Source organism: Aerococcaceae bacterium zg-252, assembly GCA_016237705.1.
In the GTDB taxonomy this organism is placed as follows: domain Bacteria; phylum Bacillota; class Bacilli; order Lactobacillales; family Aerococcaceae; genus Globicatella; species Globicatella yangjingiae.
Genome location: CP066204.1, coordinates 331393 through 346641, shown reverse-complemented (window position 1 = coordinate 346641; position 15249 = coordinate 331393). Strand labels below are relative to the sequence as shown.

The 15249-nt window shown below is 36.0% G+C and carries 15 protein-coding genes; 4 read left to right on the top strand and 11 right to left on the bottom strand.

The features are described 5' to 3' along the window. Positions 1–114 precede the first annotated feature (114 nt). On the bottom strand, positions 115–513 hold the full coding sequence (spxA, locus tag JDW14_01715; protein ID QQD65865.1) for a transcriptional regulator Spx: 399 nt from the start codon (positions 511–513) through the stop codon (positions 115–117). 398 nt (positions 514–911) lie between these two features. Between spxA and trpS the strand changes: the two genes are divergently transcribed. Further along, on the top strand, positions 912–1898 hold the full coding sequence (trpS, locus tag JDW14_01710) for a tryptophan--tRNA ligase (GenBank protein ID QQD65864.1): 987 nt from the start codon (positions 912–914) through the stop codon (positions 1896–1898). Between the two features lie 519 nt (positions 1899–2417). Here the strand turns inward: trpS and pnp are convergent. The 9 genes from pnp to uvrB all read right to left on the bottom strand — a co-directional run bounded on the left by pnp (position 2418) and on the right by uvrB (position 11832). Further along, positions 2418–4520, bottom strand: coding sequence for a polyribonucleotide nucleotidyltransferase (gene pnp / locus JDW14_01705; GenBank protein ID QQD65863.1), 2103 nt, complete (start codon positions 4518–4520; stop codon positions 2418–2420). Positions 4521–4711: 191 nt separating this feature from the next. After that, positions 4712–4981, bottom strand: coding sequence for a 30S ribosomal protein S15 (gene rpsO / locus JDW14_01700; GenBank protein QQD65862.1), 270 nt, complete (start codon positions 4979–4981; stop codon positions 4712–4714). 234 nt (positions 4982–5215) lie between these two features. Then, positions 5216–5839, bottom strand: a complete 624-nt coding sequence (locus JDW14_01695; GenBank protein QQD65861.1) for an alpha/beta hydrolase — start codon at positions 5837–5839, stop codon at positions 5216–5218. A 59-nt stretch (positions 5840–5898) separates the two neighbouring features. After that, positions 5899–6228, bottom strand: coding sequence for a type II toxin-antitoxin system RelE/ParE family toxin (locus tag JDW14_01690; GenBank protein QQD65860.1), 330 nt, complete (start codon positions 6226–6228; stop codon positions 5899–5901). Beyond that, entirely contained in the window at positions 6218–6505 is a 288-nt protein-coding gene (locus JDW14_01685) for a hypothetical protein (protein ID QQD66471.1), read from the bottom strand. The genes JDW14_01690 and JDW14_01685 overlap by 11 nt, the downstream gene beginning before the upstream one ends. A 153-nt stretch (positions 6506–6658) precedes the next feature. After that, complete coding sequence (locus tag JDW14_01680; GenBank protein ID QQD65859.1) at positions 6659–7102, bottom strand: 8-oxo-dGTP diphosphatase; 444 nt, start codon at positions 7100–7102, stop codon at positions 6659–6661. A gap of 46 nt (positions 7103–7148) precedes the next feature. Further along, on the bottom strand, positions 7149–7589 hold the full coding sequence (locus JDW14_01675; protein ID QQD65858.1) for an NUDIX domain-containing protein: 441 nt from the start codon (positions 7587–7589) through the stop codon (positions 7149–7151). Positions 7590–7664: 75 nt separating this feature from the next. Beyond that, entirely contained in the window at positions 7665–9686 is a 2022-nt protein-coding gene (locus JDW14_01670; protein ID QQD65857.1) for an acyltransferase, read from the bottom strand. A gap of 148 nt (positions 9687–9834) precedes the next feature. Continuing rightward, positions 9835–11832, bottom strand: coding sequence for an excinuclease ABC subunit UvrB (gene uvrB, locus JDW14_01665; protein QQD65856.1), 1998 nt, complete (start codon positions 11830–11832; stop codon positions 9835–9837). Positions 11833–12016: 184 nt separating this feature from the next. Between uvrB and JDW14_01660 the strand changes: the two genes are divergently transcribed. Then, positions 12017–12268: a 30S ribosomal protein S20 gene (locus tag JDW14_01660; GenBank protein ID QQD65855.1), complete on the top strand. Its 252-nt coding sequence runs from the start codon at positions 12017–12019 to the stop codon at positions 12266–12268. Between the two features lie 153 nt (positions 12269–12421). Here the strand turns inward: JDW14_01660 and JDW14_01655 are convergent, their stop codons facing one another. Further along, positions 12422–13675, bottom strand: coding sequence for a LysM peptidoglycan-binding domain-containing protein (locus JDW14_01655; GenBank protein QQD65854.1), 1254 nt, complete (start codon positions 13673–13675; stop codon positions 12422–12424). 285 nt (positions 13676–13960) lie between these two features. On the opposite strand from JDW14_01655, the gene JDW14_01650 reads away from it, so the two are divergent. Together JDW14_01650 and JDW14_01645 are read left to right on the top strand one after the other, a co-directional pair. Then, complete coding sequence (locus tag JDW14_01650) at positions 13961–14674, top strand: YebC/PmpR family DNA-binding transcriptional regulator (protein QQD65853.1); 714 nt, start codon at positions 13961–13963, stop codon at positions 14672–14674. Positions 14675–14758: 84 nt separating this feature from the next. Then, the gene (locus JDW14_01645; protein ID QQD65852.1) at positions 14759–15235 is read left to right on the top strand and encodes a glutathione peroxidase; all 477 of its coding nucleotides are present in this window, start codon (positions 14759–14761) and stop codon (positions 15233–15235) included. The last annotated feature ends 14 nt before the right edge of the window (positions 15236–15249 follow it).

Genomic DNA, 15249 nt, shown 5'->3' with positions numbered 1-15249 from the left:
CCCCTTAAAAGTTCATGGTTAATTATACTATACTGCTTTTATCAACGCAACTTTGCTGAACCACTCAATTAAAACAAACAACGCTGAGCAATAATACTCAGCGTTGCTTGTATACTATTCATTGACTAAAGCCTGAGCACGTGCTAATTCTAATGCACGCACTTCACGTGGTAAAAATCGACGAATTTCATCTTCGTTGAATCCAATTTGTAATCTTTTTTCATCAATTAAAATTGGACGTCGCAATAATCCTGGTTTTTGTTGAACAATTTCAAAAAAGTCATTTAAAGGCATTTCACTAATGTCCATATTTAACTCACTGTATGCTTTTGAACGAGTCGATACAATATCTTCCGTACCCTCTTCTGTCATACGTAAAATCTCTTTAATTTCAGTTAATGATAAAGGTTCAGTAAATATATTACGCTCTACATAGGGAATGTTATGTTCTTCTAACCACGCTCTTGCTTTACGACAAGATGTACAGCTTGGTGTAATGTATAAAGTTACCATTTATTTGATCATCCTTTCGATCTGTGGCGGTAGAAACAAAAACAAATTCTTTATAATTTTTCAATTTTTTAATAAGAATCAATCACTTGTCTTCATGATTACGACAATGATTATTGACAGTATACCATTTTTTGACTTGTTTTTCAATACAAATTTGCGATATTATGTCGTTTTTGTTATTTTGTTGCATCAATTTTTTGACAAAAAAATCCAAGTGAAGATTAGATTTCACCTGCTGCTTGACTATTCAAAAAAATATCGTTAAGATTAAATTACATGTTAATCCTTATACAGCATGGATTTAATGCAAATGGGGCTAACGCTATACTACACGAATTAATTTGTGTATTTTTTCATTTAGTATAGACAATTTTTATAAATATAAAGTGAGGAACCTTATGAAACCTACTATTTTTTCTGGCGTTCAACCTACTGGAACTCCAACTCTTGGTAATTTTATCGGCGCAATGAAAGGCTTCGTCGAATTACAATATGATTATGACGCTACTTATTGTGTGGTTAATCAACATGCATTAACCGTACCAAAAGATCCTGTCCGTTTAAAAGAACAAACACTACAAATGGCAGCCCTATATTTAGCATTAGGTATCGACCCAAATGTCGCAACCATTTTCGTACAATCGGATATTCCAGCTCATGCACAAGCAGCTTGGTTAATTCTATGCCAAACGGGTCTGGGCGAATTAGAGCGTATGACACAATTCAAAGATAAAGCTGCCAAACAAGAAAGTGTCGGTGCTGGTCTACTCTGCTATCCACCATTAATGGTAGCAGACATCGTACTACATGATACACAATTTGTCCCTGTCGGCGACGACCAAAGACAACATATTGAGTTAACTCGTAACTTTGTGGACCGTTTTAACGCTCGATATGGTGAAAACTTACTGGTAAAACCTGAGGCTATTTTCCCTAAAGCTGGTGGACGAGTGAAGAGCCTACAAGACCCGCTTTCAAAAATGAGTAAATCAGATACAAACGAGAAAAGCTATATTTTACTATTAGATGACCCTAAAGTGATTACGAAAAAAATTAAAGGTGCTGTCACTGACTCACTCGGCGTTGTGCAATACGATGTGGAAAATCAACCGGGTGTAGCAAACTTACTTCATATTTTCTCAAGTTTAAGTGGCCGTTCAATTGATGATTTAGTTAATGACTATGGTAGCACTGGATATGGACGTTTCAAAACAGATTTAGCTGAACTCGTTACCGATACATTAGCTCCAATCCAAGCACGCTACGAAAAATTATTAGTCAGCGACGATTTACATGATATCTTAGCTGCCGGTGCACAAAAAGCAAGCGTTAGAGCTAATGCAACTCTAGCTCGTATGGAAAAAGCAATCGGTGTAGGATACTAGATAAGTATTTAAGGAGAAAACTAATGAATTATTTTGTTTTCGCATATTCTATTGTTTTAATAAGTTCAACTTATTTTGGTTATAAAAAAGACTTTGGAATATCTATTATGTCGTTAATAATAAGTGCATTGCTATTTATTACATCACTGTTAAATTTAATTTATATAAATAGTTTTTTGAGATTAGTAATATCTATTCTGTTAGTCGCCATTTCAATTAGCTTTTTCAATGATAGAAAACAAAGTGGTAATAAAATTAATTATAGTCACCATTGTGTCCGATTCATTCTTCATTTATTGCTGATTTATTCTTTATTTTTATGATAAACTATAGACACAAACAGCCCATTGTACTCGATAAATGAGTATAATGGGCTGTTTTTTACTCGCGTACTATGTTATTCCGGCTCCAATGAGCTGAAATGACGTCCACTTCGCAGAGCACTTGAAGTGCTATAACGCACTTCTACACTTTCTGCTCCAGTGATTCATTTCAGAACGCTCATTGTCGCACTATGTTTTAGTCTCGTGGTAATAGTGCTTTGCGAGATAAGTTAATTCTACCTTTATCGTCAATTTCAATGACTTTAACGGTTACTTTATCTCCTAATTTAATCACATCTTCAACATTATTCACACGACGGTGCTCTAATTCTGAAATGTGAACTAATCCTTCTTTTCCAGGTAATACCTCTACAAAGGCACCGAATTTTTCAATACGTTTAACCGTACCTTCGTATGATTCACCTACTTCAACTTCTTTAACTAATAATTCAATCATTTCGATTGCTTTCTTAATCATATCTGCATCTGAAGACGCCACACTAACAGCACCAGATTGGTCAATATCAATTTTAACACCTGTTGCATCAATAATTGAATTAATCGTTTCACCACCACGACCGATAACTACTTTAATTTTTTCTGGGTCAATCGTAATTAATTCAATCTTCGGCGCATACGGACTCAATTCTGCACGTGGTTCAGCAATTGTACTTGTTAATTCTGCTAAAATCTCAATACGTGCTTTTTGTGCTTGTTCCAATGCTTCAACTAAGATAGCTTCTGTAATACCTTGAATTTTAATATCCATTTGTAAGGCAGTAATACCGTCCTTTGTTCCCGCTACTTTAAAGTCCATATCACCTAAGTGATCTTCTAAACCTTGAATATCCGTTAAGACAGTATAATCTTCGCCTTCCATTACTAATCCCATTGCAATACCAGCTACTGGCGCTTTAATCGGCACACCAGCGTCCATTAAAGCTAATGTTCCAGCACAAATACTTGCTTGAGATGATGAACCATTTGATTCTAATACTTCTGAAACCAAACGAATCATATATGGGAAATCTTCTACCGACGGAATTACTTGTTTTAAGGCACGTTCACCTAAAGCACCATGTCCAATTTCACGACGTCCTGGGCTACCAACACGACCTGTTTCACCTACTGAGAAATTAGGGAAATTGTAGTGGTGAATAAAGCGTTTCATCTCTTCAGCACCTAAACCGTCAATAATTTGATGTTCGCCTAATGGAGCTAAAGTTGCTGCTGTCAATGCTTGCGTTTGTCCACGAGTAAATAAACCAGAACCATGAACACGTGGTAATAAAGCAACAGATGAGCTTAATGGACGAATTTCATCAATTTTACGTCCGTCAGGTCGAACACGTTCTTTTGTAATTAAACGACGCACTTCATCTTTTTCTAAATCATGTAAAGCAGCATTTACATCTTTTAATAATTGTTCTTTCTCTGGGTGGTCACCTAACACATCATTAAAGTGAATTAATGCTTCTTCAATAACAGCTTCCATTGCAGCTTCACGAGCTTTTTTCTCTTCTGTTTGAATCGCTGCAACCATTTTGTCTTTATATAATGTTTTAACTTGTTGTTCCACTTCTGGGTCTAACATTGCTAATGTCAATTCAAATTTTGGCTTGCCGATTGCTGCAATTACTTCATTTTGGAAAGCAACTAATTCTTTAATGGCTTCATGACCAAATAATAATGCCTTTAACATGTCAGCTTCGCTAACTTCTTTAGCACTACTTTCTACCATGTTAATCGCTGTTGCTGTACCTGCTACTGTTAATTCAATATCTGATGCTTCAGCTTGTTCAACCGTCGGATTAATGATTAATTCGCCATTAACACGCCCTACATTGACCCCTGCAATTGGACCGTCAAATGGGATATCCGATACTGCTAATGCTAATGATGAACCTAACATCGCTGCCATTTCTGGTGTGCAATCTTGTTCAACAGATAAAACGGTATTCGTTACTTGAATTTCATTACGCACACCTTCTGGGAACATTGGTCGTAATGGTCGGTCGATTAAACGGCTCGTTAAAGTTGCCGTTTCAGACGGACGGCCTTCACGCTTAATAAAGCCTCCAGGTACTTTTCCGACTGCGTACATTTTTTCAACATAATGCACTGTCAACGGGAAAAAATCTCCTGTCGTTGGTTTCTTTGATGCTACGGCAGCTGATAAGACAACTGTATCACCATAACGAACTAACACTGCACCATTAGCTTGCTTAGCTAATTCGCCAATTTCAACTGATAATGGACGACCACCTAATGTCGTACTAAAAATATGTTTTTCTGCCATAATGTTTTTCTCCTTTTCTATTTTTACAAAAGGATAACTCTCAAATTGTTTGCATTACTAAACAAATATCAATTTACTCTTTTTGACTAAACTCATATTTGCATAGTATGAAAACATCAGGAGTCCCTTTTGCTAGCAACTAAAAAAATTAGGAGCTGAACAATATCCAGCCCCTAAATCACTTAGATGAATTAACGACGTAGACCTAAGCGTTTGATAAGTTCACGGTAACGTTGAACATCTTTGTCACGTAAGTAAGCTAATAAGTTACGACGGTGACCGATTTTTTTCATAAGTCCACGGTATGAATGAAAATCTTTTTTATGCGTACGGATATGCTCGTTTAATAAGTTAATATCCTCAGTTAAAACTGCGATTTGTACTTCTGGAGAACCAGTATCGCCTTCATGAGTCGCATATTCTTTGATGATTTCATTTTTACGCTCTTTTGATAATGCCATCTTGCTTTCCACCTTTCTATCGAAAATATGCCGTCTACTAAGTAAAACGTTGGTGATTCGTTAAACTGAGCAGCGGTCAAAAAATTAAGCCAAATGTCGGTATTACACAGCAACAAACGACCACTAACTAATAATGTACACGAAATAACACGATTTTTCAAGGGATTATCACGAAATACTTGAAAAAATATTACGCAATCGACTTCTCGAATTTAGTAATAGAACGAGCCTTACTTATAACAATTCATGATAGAAATTGTTGATAATTTTCGCTAATTCAACTGGGTTATCAATATTCGCTTCATGCCCAGACTGATTCAGTATCACTAACTCTGAATTGGGAATCAAGCGACTTAATTCTCTCGATGCCTTTCTGTTCACAGTGTCTTTATCACCATTAATTACCAATACTTTGCACTGAATATCCTTTAATCTATCTGTAAAATCTAACTCTTTGATTGAGTTCGCTATATTGATGAAATTCTCTTTAGCAAACCCCATAGTCTCAAATTTTCGTTTTGGAATAAACCTAAAGATTATATTTTGAATTGATAATAATATTTTTGGCATTTTAAACTGAGAATTAATTAACACTAATGAATTAACCTTATCAGAAAAATCAATTGCATAATTTAATGCCAATAATCCTCCCAGTGAGATTCCAACAATATTTACTTTTTCATCGGTGTTTTGGCAAATTGCCTTTACTTCTGCATACAGATTTTTATAATCAACCTGCCCCCTATTTTGTACTTGAATCAAATCAACAAGCTCAACATCTTCCAGCGCAAGATTATCACAAACACTATTCCAGCTTTCTTTTTTCTGCCCTAATCCATGTATGAATATTACTTTCATTTGTTATTATCTCTCCTGTTTTAGTCTAAATAAATCATTCTTGAGTGTACAAGTCACTATTACCTAAAAATCTGAAGATAATCAGTTCGAGTCGGTAATAAATGCGTAATCACAACGGTCATGTTCTCCTTATCAATGAAATACAAGGCAATATACTCTCTTCCTAATGCTATCCCGCGAGTAATATAACGTTTATCAATGACTTTTCCAAACTTCTCATCTGCACAAAAACCAGCTTCTGGAAAAGTCTTTAACACTTCTAGATTCGAATACAAATCAGCGATTTTATTTTTTGCTGATTGTTCTGACTGAAAGTTATTTAAAATATAATAATAAATTTCCTCCAATGTTCTCAATACCGAATCATGGTAGATTAACTTATATTCCAAATCGCTCCCTCAATTCTTCATCTGTCACAAAATTTATGCCTGATTTGTAATCACTAATTCTTTCTTGAACAACAGCTTGAAGCTCTTTAAACGCTTTTTCTTTCTCCAACTCCTCCTCACTCAGTAAATCTACTTTACCTGTGACTGCAACATTTTTGAGAAAAAGATTAAATGCACTCGCTACATTCAAATCATTTTGTTGAAACACCTTTTTTGCTTCCGAAAAAACTGCATCATAAGTCCTTAAAGTGTATGATTTATCATAAGTTGCCACTATGTATTGCTCCTTTGTATTTCTTATTTATATTTCATTTTACAGAACTCTACCCAGAAACTCAACTTTTTGTACACTAGCATTTTCACCAGTTCCTAAATCAAAAAATAGAGTTTCAGCTGCATTCATATCACTCAGCCAAAACTCTATTACCTCTTACTTCAAATCATACACCCAATTATCTCTGTCTAAACGATAATAAAATTCACTTAAATTCTCTTCTGTAAATACACGAATCATATCCAGCATATCAAGTGATAGATTAAGATTTGGCAGATTCTCCAGTTCCTCCCACCAAACCGCTCCCTCATCTGACGATTGAAGCTCGCCTTCAAAATACGCAGTTTTATAAAACAGCACAACATATCGAATATTATCTTCTAACCAATCTTTTATCCCACATAATTGTGGACATTTTATTGTTAGTCCTGTTTCTTCTTTTATCTCCCTCACAACTGATTCGCTAAATGATTCTCCGTATTCAACATGGCCGCCTGGAAATGTAATACCTGGCCAATCCTTCGCTTTTCTATCAATTACAAGTACTTTGCTACCAGACTGTATCATACACATATTGGTAAACTCAACTTTTTCAATCATCGCTCAACATACTCCATTTCTACTGTTCCAAAGCGCCTGTATTTTCCTAATCCGTTTCAATATGACGCACTCCACCATTCCACTTTGGCAGTTCTTCTTTTAGAAATTTTGGTCGCAAATCAATATTGGATAGTTTTTCTAGCGATACCCACTCACATTCATAAGGTTCACCGTCTAATATATGACTCGGAGTTTCTCCAAAAATAGCAACTTTGTAATGAAACTCTATCATGTGATGCAATTCGCCCTCATAATCAAAGCGATTTTCAACAACAAACATTAAGTCTTGAACCGAACAATCCAAACCTAATTCTTCTCTGACTTCTCTAATAACAGCGTCATAGCTCGCTTCTCCAACATTTATCGCACCACCGACTAAATGATATTGGTCTGCTACTTTATAACACAGTAATTTATTCTCTTTCATAATTAATGCCGTCACTCTTACACCATAACGGTGCGTGTTAGTTATCACTCTAAAATCCATTTGCATCCCTCCTAATACTTGACTTTGCAAAAAAACACGTTCAGAGAGAGTTCTCCAAACGCTACATTAATACTTTTATCTTCCTTCTGCTAATGTTTCATATAAAACATGGGTCACATACGCTGCAAAATGAAGTGCCCCCTCTGGCGTATGGTGAACACCCTCGCCCTCCCAATAATATTCAGGGTGGTCAACAGCATAACTGTACCAATCAATTTCATGGACATTCGGATACCGTTGTGCAAATTTATGAATAATTTCGTTCACTTCCATTTTGTGTGCAACATCTGAATTCGAATTAACAAAGAATAATTCTCTATCCCCTGAAACAGCAATCAAATCTTCCATTCCCTCGTCGTCAAGCCCAGCATTAGTTCCTAAATTGAACACAACATTCTGCTTGACTTCGCCCTCATTAATCCAATCTTGGAATTTGCCAACTGCGTCCCAAATTTGCAGACTTTTAATACCCCATTGATTTCCATTTAAAAAGACGTCCATTGCAACTGGTGCAGATAATAAAATTAACGAATCTCCAAAAAATGTAACAGGTAACTCAGCAGCAAATAATTGCTCTTTTGCTGGAATTAAAGCTGCCAAATCAGGATTATTATCAGCAATTCGATCCAATACGGCTTGCTGTTCAGCAGCTAATTCTGATACTTCATCGGCTAATAATGCCACATATTCTTTCGCTTTTTGATACTCTGCTATATAATCTTGCTCCGGCAACGATTCAACAAAATAGCTCGATAACTCCTTATCATAAGACTGCACTTGTGTCATCGTTTGGTGAAGATAACGCTCTGTCGGATTCGCAATTTCATGCAAACTCGGCAAACTTTTTTGCAATTGATATTCTAAATTAAACTGTGCCAATGTTTGATCGTTTCGTGAAATAGCTAAACCACACGCTACAACTGCTACCATGGCTAAAAAGGCAGCTGCTACTCCTCTCATCGCATTGCTTTGTTTTAATCGCTCTATATCCATGCTCCAGTTAAAATGTTGACCAAATGGAATAGGATATACTCTGCGTTCAATCAATTGATACGTTAATTCACTCAAAATAATTAAAGTAATTAGAATGGCGATATTTAATAAGTAAACTTGATTATCTGCCATAAAACGTCGATATTGTAACCAAAATACAATGACTGGATAATACCATAAATAGTAAGAATAAGAACGTTGACCTAGCATAACAAAAGGTTTAAAGGATAGTGGCTTACGAATAACAGGAACACCTGTCGCAATCGCAAATAAAACAAACATACTCAATACAGAATAAAAAGGTAAGCCAATATAATAAGTAATCGGTGCTTGATCTTGTACAACAAAAGGTAAATAGATAAATAGTACCCCTGCTGTTAGCCCCATTAATGTGTACAATGCCTTTTTATTTTTAACATTGTACGTTGCATTTAAAATAGCTGGAATCATATACGCTGTCATCATACCTAAGGCAAAGGACGAAAAACGTGTCGCTAAACCATAATAAACATGTGAGGGGTCAGCATTCGGTTCGTATAAAAACATTAATGTACTGTGGCTTATAAAAGCGATTAAGCCCCAAAGGATTGCTTTTGCCGTCCCTGGCAATTTCAACCATTTTAATAGACACGAACCGATAATCCCTATCAGAAACATTTGTAAATATAAACTTCCATACCACAAATGTGTAAAGGGTGATGCCTCTGTCATTTTAGCAAAATATGATTTATCGGTTGCAATTTGATAAAAATTATTGTAAAAAAACATACCTGAAAATAAATCGCTACGCAAATGATGCAATGCCTCACGATTAAAAATAAAGAGCACAAAGATAATACTACCTAACATCCAAAACATTGGGAAAAATAAACGTTCAACCGTTGAACGAACATATTTGCCTAATGCACGCCAGTCCTGTTGCTGACGATTAAAAGTTACTTGTTCAATTTTGCGTGCAAAGAAATACCCAGCAATAGCAAAAAATGTATTAACTGTTAGAAAACCACCGGGAACTTGCTTTTGATACATATGATATAAAACAACTGCTAAAATCGAAAATCCTTTTAATCCGTCATAACTATTAATTCGCTTTTGTTTACTCAAACCTTTCACCCATTCCTATGAAGAATCCTTTAAAATTCTATCCATATTATACGATATTATCTACTATTATTAAAGGTGACAATCAGCTAATTTCGCAGCTATCTTTACAAGGTAGGATACGAACCCATTCCGTATCCTGTCCATGCAATTATTTGCCACCATAAGTCGCTTTTAATTCTAAAATAATATCACGCAATTCAGCTGCTGCCTCAAAATTCATATTTTTAGCATGCTGTTTCATTTCAAGCGTTAAACGTTCTAACTCTTCTTCACGTTGTAAACGTGACAATGCTTTAAATGTCACCAGTAGATTTTCTTGACGCTCTTCGCTTTCCACATCATGTGTAATTCGAATTAAATCACGCACTTCTTTCTTGACCGTCTTCGGTGTAATACCATGCTCTTTGTTATATGCCATTTGGACTTGACGACGACGTTCCGTTTCTTCAATGGCACGTTGCATTGAGTGCGTAATATTATCGGCATACATGATAACACGACCATTCTCATTACGTGCTGCACGACCAATCGTTTGAACTAATGAACGCTCACTACGCAAAAATCCTTCCTTGTCGGCATCTAAAATAACCACTAAGGACACTTCTGGTACATCTAGTCCCTCACGCAATAAGTTAATCCCCACTAGCACATCAAAAATCCCTAATCGTAAATCACGAATAATCTCAGTTCGCTCCAATGTTTTAATGTCACTATGCAAGTATTTCACTTTGATATCCAGCTCTTTTAAATAATCTGTCAAATCTTCCGACATTTTTTTCGTTAAGGTCGTAACGAATACACGTTCCCCACGCTCAACTCGGATATTAATTTCTTTGACTAAATCATCAATTTGCCCTTTAATTGGACGCACTTCAACGATTGGGTCTAATAGACCAGTTGGACGAATAATTTGTTCAACATATTGATTATTCGTATGTTCCAATTCATAAGGTCCTGGTGTTGCTGATACATAAATGATTTGATTGACACGTTCTTCAAACTCTTCCAAACGTAGTGGGCGATTATCAATCGCACTTGGTAAACGAAAACCGTAGTCAACTAACATTTGTTTACGAGCACGGTCTCCATTATACATTCCTCGTAATTGCGACATCGTAATATGTGATTCATCAACTACAATTAAATAGTCATCTGGAAAGAAGTCTAATAGTGTATATGGTGCTTCTCCTGGCAAACGACCATCCATATGACGTGAATAATTTTCAATCCCACTGCAATAGCCCATTTCTAATAACATTTCAATATCATAATTGGTCCGTTGTTCCAAACGTTGTGCCTCTAATAATTTATTTTCACGTCGCAACTCTTCCAAACGTTCTTCTAATTCTTGACGAATACTTTCAACTGCACGAGTTACTTGGTCTTCATTCGCCACAAAATGTGTTGCCGGATATATCGGATAATGATCCATATCTCGTCGAATTTCCCCTGTTAATACATCTACTTCACGAATACGGTCAATTTCATCTCCAAAAAACTCAACTCGAATAACTTCTGAATCACGTGATGCCATAAAAATTTCTATAACATCACCACGAACACGAAACGTCCCACGTTGAAAATCAATATCGTTACGAACAAACTGCATTTCAACCAATCGATTGAGAACGGCATTGCGACTAACTTCTTGCCCTTTACGCAATGACAGCACATGCTCACGATAATTTTCAGGGTCAACCAAACCATAAATACATGACACCGATGCTACTACAATCACATCACGACGCTCTAATAAGGCTGATGATGCAGAATGACGTAATTTATCAATCTCATCATTGACACTCGATTCTTTTTCAATATATGTATCTGATGCAGGGACATACGCTTCCGGCTGATAGTAATCATAGTATGAAACAAAATATTCAACCGAATTTTCAGGGAAAAATTCTAATAACTCACTATATAATTGACCTGCCAATGTTTTATTATGTGCTAAAACCAAGGTCGGCTTATTCACTGATTGAATTACATTTGCGATAGTAAATGTTTTACCTGTACCGGTCGCCCCTAATAATACTTGTTCTTTCGTTTGATTATTTAAACCAGTTACCAATTCCTGAATAGCAGTCGGTTGATCACCGCTGGGTTGGTACTGGGATTTTATATTAAATTGTTGATTATCCATTCAAATCACTCCCTATACACTTACCTTTGTACTCTTTAATTGTACCTTTTTCAATAAATTACCGCAAATTCTATGAATTTTCTTATTTTTAGTTGCACGAAAGACTATTTTTCATGTATAATGATGTTTGTTGACTAAGTCTATTCGACTTACACACCATTAAGATAAGAAAGAGGTGACCGACATGGCAAATAACCCATCAGCAATCAAACGTATTCGTCAAACTGCTACAAAAACTGACCGTAACCGTGCTCACGTTTCTGCAATGCGTACAGCAGTTAAAAAATTCCGTTCAGCTGTAGAATCAGGTGAAGGTGATTTACAAGAATTATACAAATTAGCAGCAAAAGAATTAGATAGCGCAGCTACAAAAGGTTTAATCCATAAAAACAAAGCTGCTCGTGATAAGTCACGTTTAGCAAAATTAGTTAAATAATTGATTATATAAGAGTCGTTTCGACTCTTTTTTTATTTTAGAAACCGAGCAAACAATAATAATATTGGTCAGCCCATTTCAGAAAAATTCTCGCTCTCTGCCCCATAACGTAAAAAGTGTGCAAGACAAACCTGCACACTTTTATTTTATCTATTATTCAGCTACTGTCGTAGTTTCCATAGCTTCAGTTGTTTCAACTGCTTCTGTCGCTTCTATCGTATTAACTGTTTCTTTCATACCAGTTGGGTCTGATACGATTAATGACCCATTAACTACAACTGTCGCCTCAGGTAATTCATTCCACTCACGTAATTCTTCAACCGTTACATGATATTGTTCAGCGATTTTATCTAATGTTTCGCCTGTTTTCACTTCATGAATTTTAGTATTAGGGTCGCTAACTAATAATTCTTTATCGACTTCCAATTCTGTTCCAGTTAAACTATTCCATTCTGTTAATTTTTCAGTCGTTGTTTTATACTGTTCTGCGATTGACTCTAATGTATCTTCAGCCGTCACTTTATGTTTTTTCGCTTCATAAACAGAATTCTTAATCACCAATTCGTCACCCTCATTGATGACAGAATCATCTGTTAAATTATTCCATACTTTTACATTATGGACTGTCACACCATATTTATTAGCGATTCGCCATAAATTATCACCTGCAACTACCTTATGACGTGCCTTAATGCCATCTTCCTTATCTGCTTGAGACAATGGAGCAATTGATTGACTATTATCATCACTCGCTGAACTATTCGCTGATGAAGCTTTTACTGTTAACACATCACCAACTTGTAAAAATGTACTTGCATAGCCATTTAATGCCAATAATTCATCATATGTCATACCGTGTGCTTCTGCAATTGCCCATAAGCTATCACCTGCTTTAACGGTATAAGTTGTCGTTTCCCCAGTAGTTATCGGTGTTGCAGCCGCCACTGCCGGTGCTGCATAAGACGAGCTAACGGGTGCAGTTGCATAACCTGATACTGATAATACGTCCCCAACATTTAACCAATCACTTGATAAACCATTCCATGCCCATAAATCATATTCTGATACACCATATACGGCTGCAATACCAGATAATGTATCTCCAGGTGCAACGGTATGATATCCTGTCGTGCTTGTTGCTACAGTTGATGTATAAGGTGTGTAAGTAGATGAACTATCATAAATCGCTAACACATCACCAACATTAATCCAATCACTAGTCAAGCCATTCCATGCTTTCATTTGGTCAACTGTCACACCATATTTCAATGCAATATCAAATAAATATTCCCCAACTTGAACAGTATGTGTTCCAATCATCGTTTGAGCCATTACAGACTGTGACAAAATGCTAGCTGAAGCTAACGCCACCATAGATAATGACATTATTTTCTTATAAAGTTTCATTCGTTTTTCCTCCAATTATTCTACGTTCTTCATTTATTTTATACTGCTCATGCCTACTGGCATAGCATAGATATTTCTAATTTACGTTTAAATTATATCATTTTTTGCCTAGTCACTCCACCGATACACTCAAATGTCATCACTTCGTAATGTTAACCTTTTCTTAATTCTTACTCTGTCATCAGATTGTCAAAATTACTCTAACACACTCTTGGATTTTTACTATCCACGCAGCTAAAAATACGGTATAATATAAACACAAATTATTGAAAGAGAAGTGAAAATATGGGTCGTAAATGGATGAACATCAAAGAAAAGAAAGCGAATAAAGATCAAAACACCTCCAAAATTTATGCAAAATTTGGAATTGAGATTTATGCAGCAGCAAAACAAGGTGAACCAGATCCGGAGTTAAACCAAAAATTACGTTTTGTTATAGAACGTGCCAAAACATATAATGTGCCACGCCACGTTATTGATAAAGCAATCGATAAAGCAAAAGGTGGCGACGATGAAAACTTCCAAGAATTACGTTATGAGGGATTTGGGCCAAATGGTTCATTAATTATTGTCGATGCCTTAACAAACAATGTCAATCGTACTGCAAGTAATGTTCGTGCCGCTTACGGTAAAAACGGTGGAAACATGGGTGTTAGTGGTTCTGTTAACTACTTATTTGACCCAACAGCTGTTTTTGTCATGAGCAATCAAGATGCTGATGAAGTGATGATGGGATTATTAGAAGCAGATGTTGATGTGCGTGAAGTATTTGCTGAAGAAAATCAAGTCATTGTATATGGTGAAACTCAAGACTTCGCTACAATTCGTACTGCATTAGAAAATATGGGTATCACTGAATTTGAAGTAGCAGAAATTGATTTATTGCCTCAAAACGAAGTAACTTTAGAGGGCGATGATTTAGTTAAATTTGAAAAATTAATTGATGCACTCGAAGATGATGACGATGTTCAACGTGTCTACCATAACGTTGATTTATAAAATTAAAAACTCTCGTCAAGTTAGACTAAATGACTTGACGAGGGTTTCCGTTTATCTTCAGATAAAGAAAGGAGCATTTCAAGTATGGCACTTCCAAACATTTTACTAACTCGTAGCAATGGCGAAACTTATCCCTTACATGATTATTGTAGCCATGTACTTTTAGTTGTTAATACAGCGACCGGTTGCGGACTAGCCCCACAGATGAACGAGCTTGAAACCTTGTATCAAACCTATAAAGAGCAAAAGTTCTCCGTTCTCGGTTTCCCTAGCAATCAATTCAAACAAGAAAAAGTATCTGATGACGAAATGGTCAGCACCTGCCAATTAACATTCGGCACGACCTTTCCTTTACATCAAACCGTCCAAGTAAATGGTGAGCAAACTGCACCGATTTTCCAATGGTTAAAATCAGAATGTCGGGGATTATTATCAGAAGATATTAAGTGGAATTTCACTAAATTTTTAATCAATCGTAAAGGGCAAGTTATCAAACGCTATGCTCCTACCACTTCACCCAAATCTATCGCCAAAGATATTGAAAAAGCATTGAAAGCATAGTCCGACAATAATTA

What these genes read in the sequence shown, in the direction of transcription:
- spxA (QQD65865.1), bottom strand. Translation starts at nt 513, where the DNA reads ATGGTAACTTTATACATTACACCAAGCTGTACATCTTGTCGTAAAGCA.
- trpS (QQD65864.1), top strand. Translation starts at nt 912, where the DNA reads ATGAAACCTACTATTTTTTCTGGCGTTCAACCTACTGGAACTCCAACT.
- pnp (QQD65863.1), bottom strand. Translation starts at nt 4,520, where the DNA reads ATGGCAGAAAAACATATTTTTAGTACGACATTAGGTGGTCGTCCATTA.
- rpsO (QQD65862.1), bottom strand. Translation starts at nt 4,981, where the DNA reads ATGGCATTATCAAAAGAGCGTAAAAATGAAATCATCAAAGAATATGCG.
- JDW14_01695 (QQD65861.1), bottom strand. Translation starts at nt 5,839, where the DNA reads ATGAAAGTAATATTCATACATGGATTAGGGCAGAAAAAAGAAAGCTGG.
- JDW14_01680 (QQD65859.1), bottom strand. Translation starts at nt 7,102, where the DNA reads ATGATTGAAAAAGTTGAGTTTACCAATATGTGTATGATACAGTCTGGT.
- JDW14_01675 (QQD65858.1), bottom strand. Translation starts at nt 7,589, where the DNA reads ATGGATTTTAGAGTGATAACTAACACGCACCGTTATGGTGTAAGAGTG.
- uvrB (QQD65856.1), bottom strand. Translation starts at nt 11,832, where the DNA reads ATGGATAATCAACAATTTAATATAAAATCCCAGTACCAACCCAGCGGT.
- JDW14_01660 (QQD65855.1), top strand. Translation starts at nt 12,017, where the DNA reads ATGGCAAATAACCCATCAGCAATCAAACGTATTCGTCAAACTGCTACA.
- JDW14_01655 (QQD65854.1), bottom strand. Translation starts at nt 13,675, where the DNA reads ATGAAACTTTATAAGAAAATAATGTCATTATCTATGGTGGCGTTAGCT.
- JDW14_01650 (QQD65853.1), top strand. Translation starts at nt 13,961, where the DNA reads ATGGGTCGTAAATGGATGAACATCAAAGAAAAGAAAGCGAATAAAGAT.
- JDW14_01645 (QQD65852.1), top strand. Translation starts at nt 14,759, where the DNA reads ATGGCACTTCCAAACATTTTACTAACTCGTAGCAATGGCGAAACTTAT.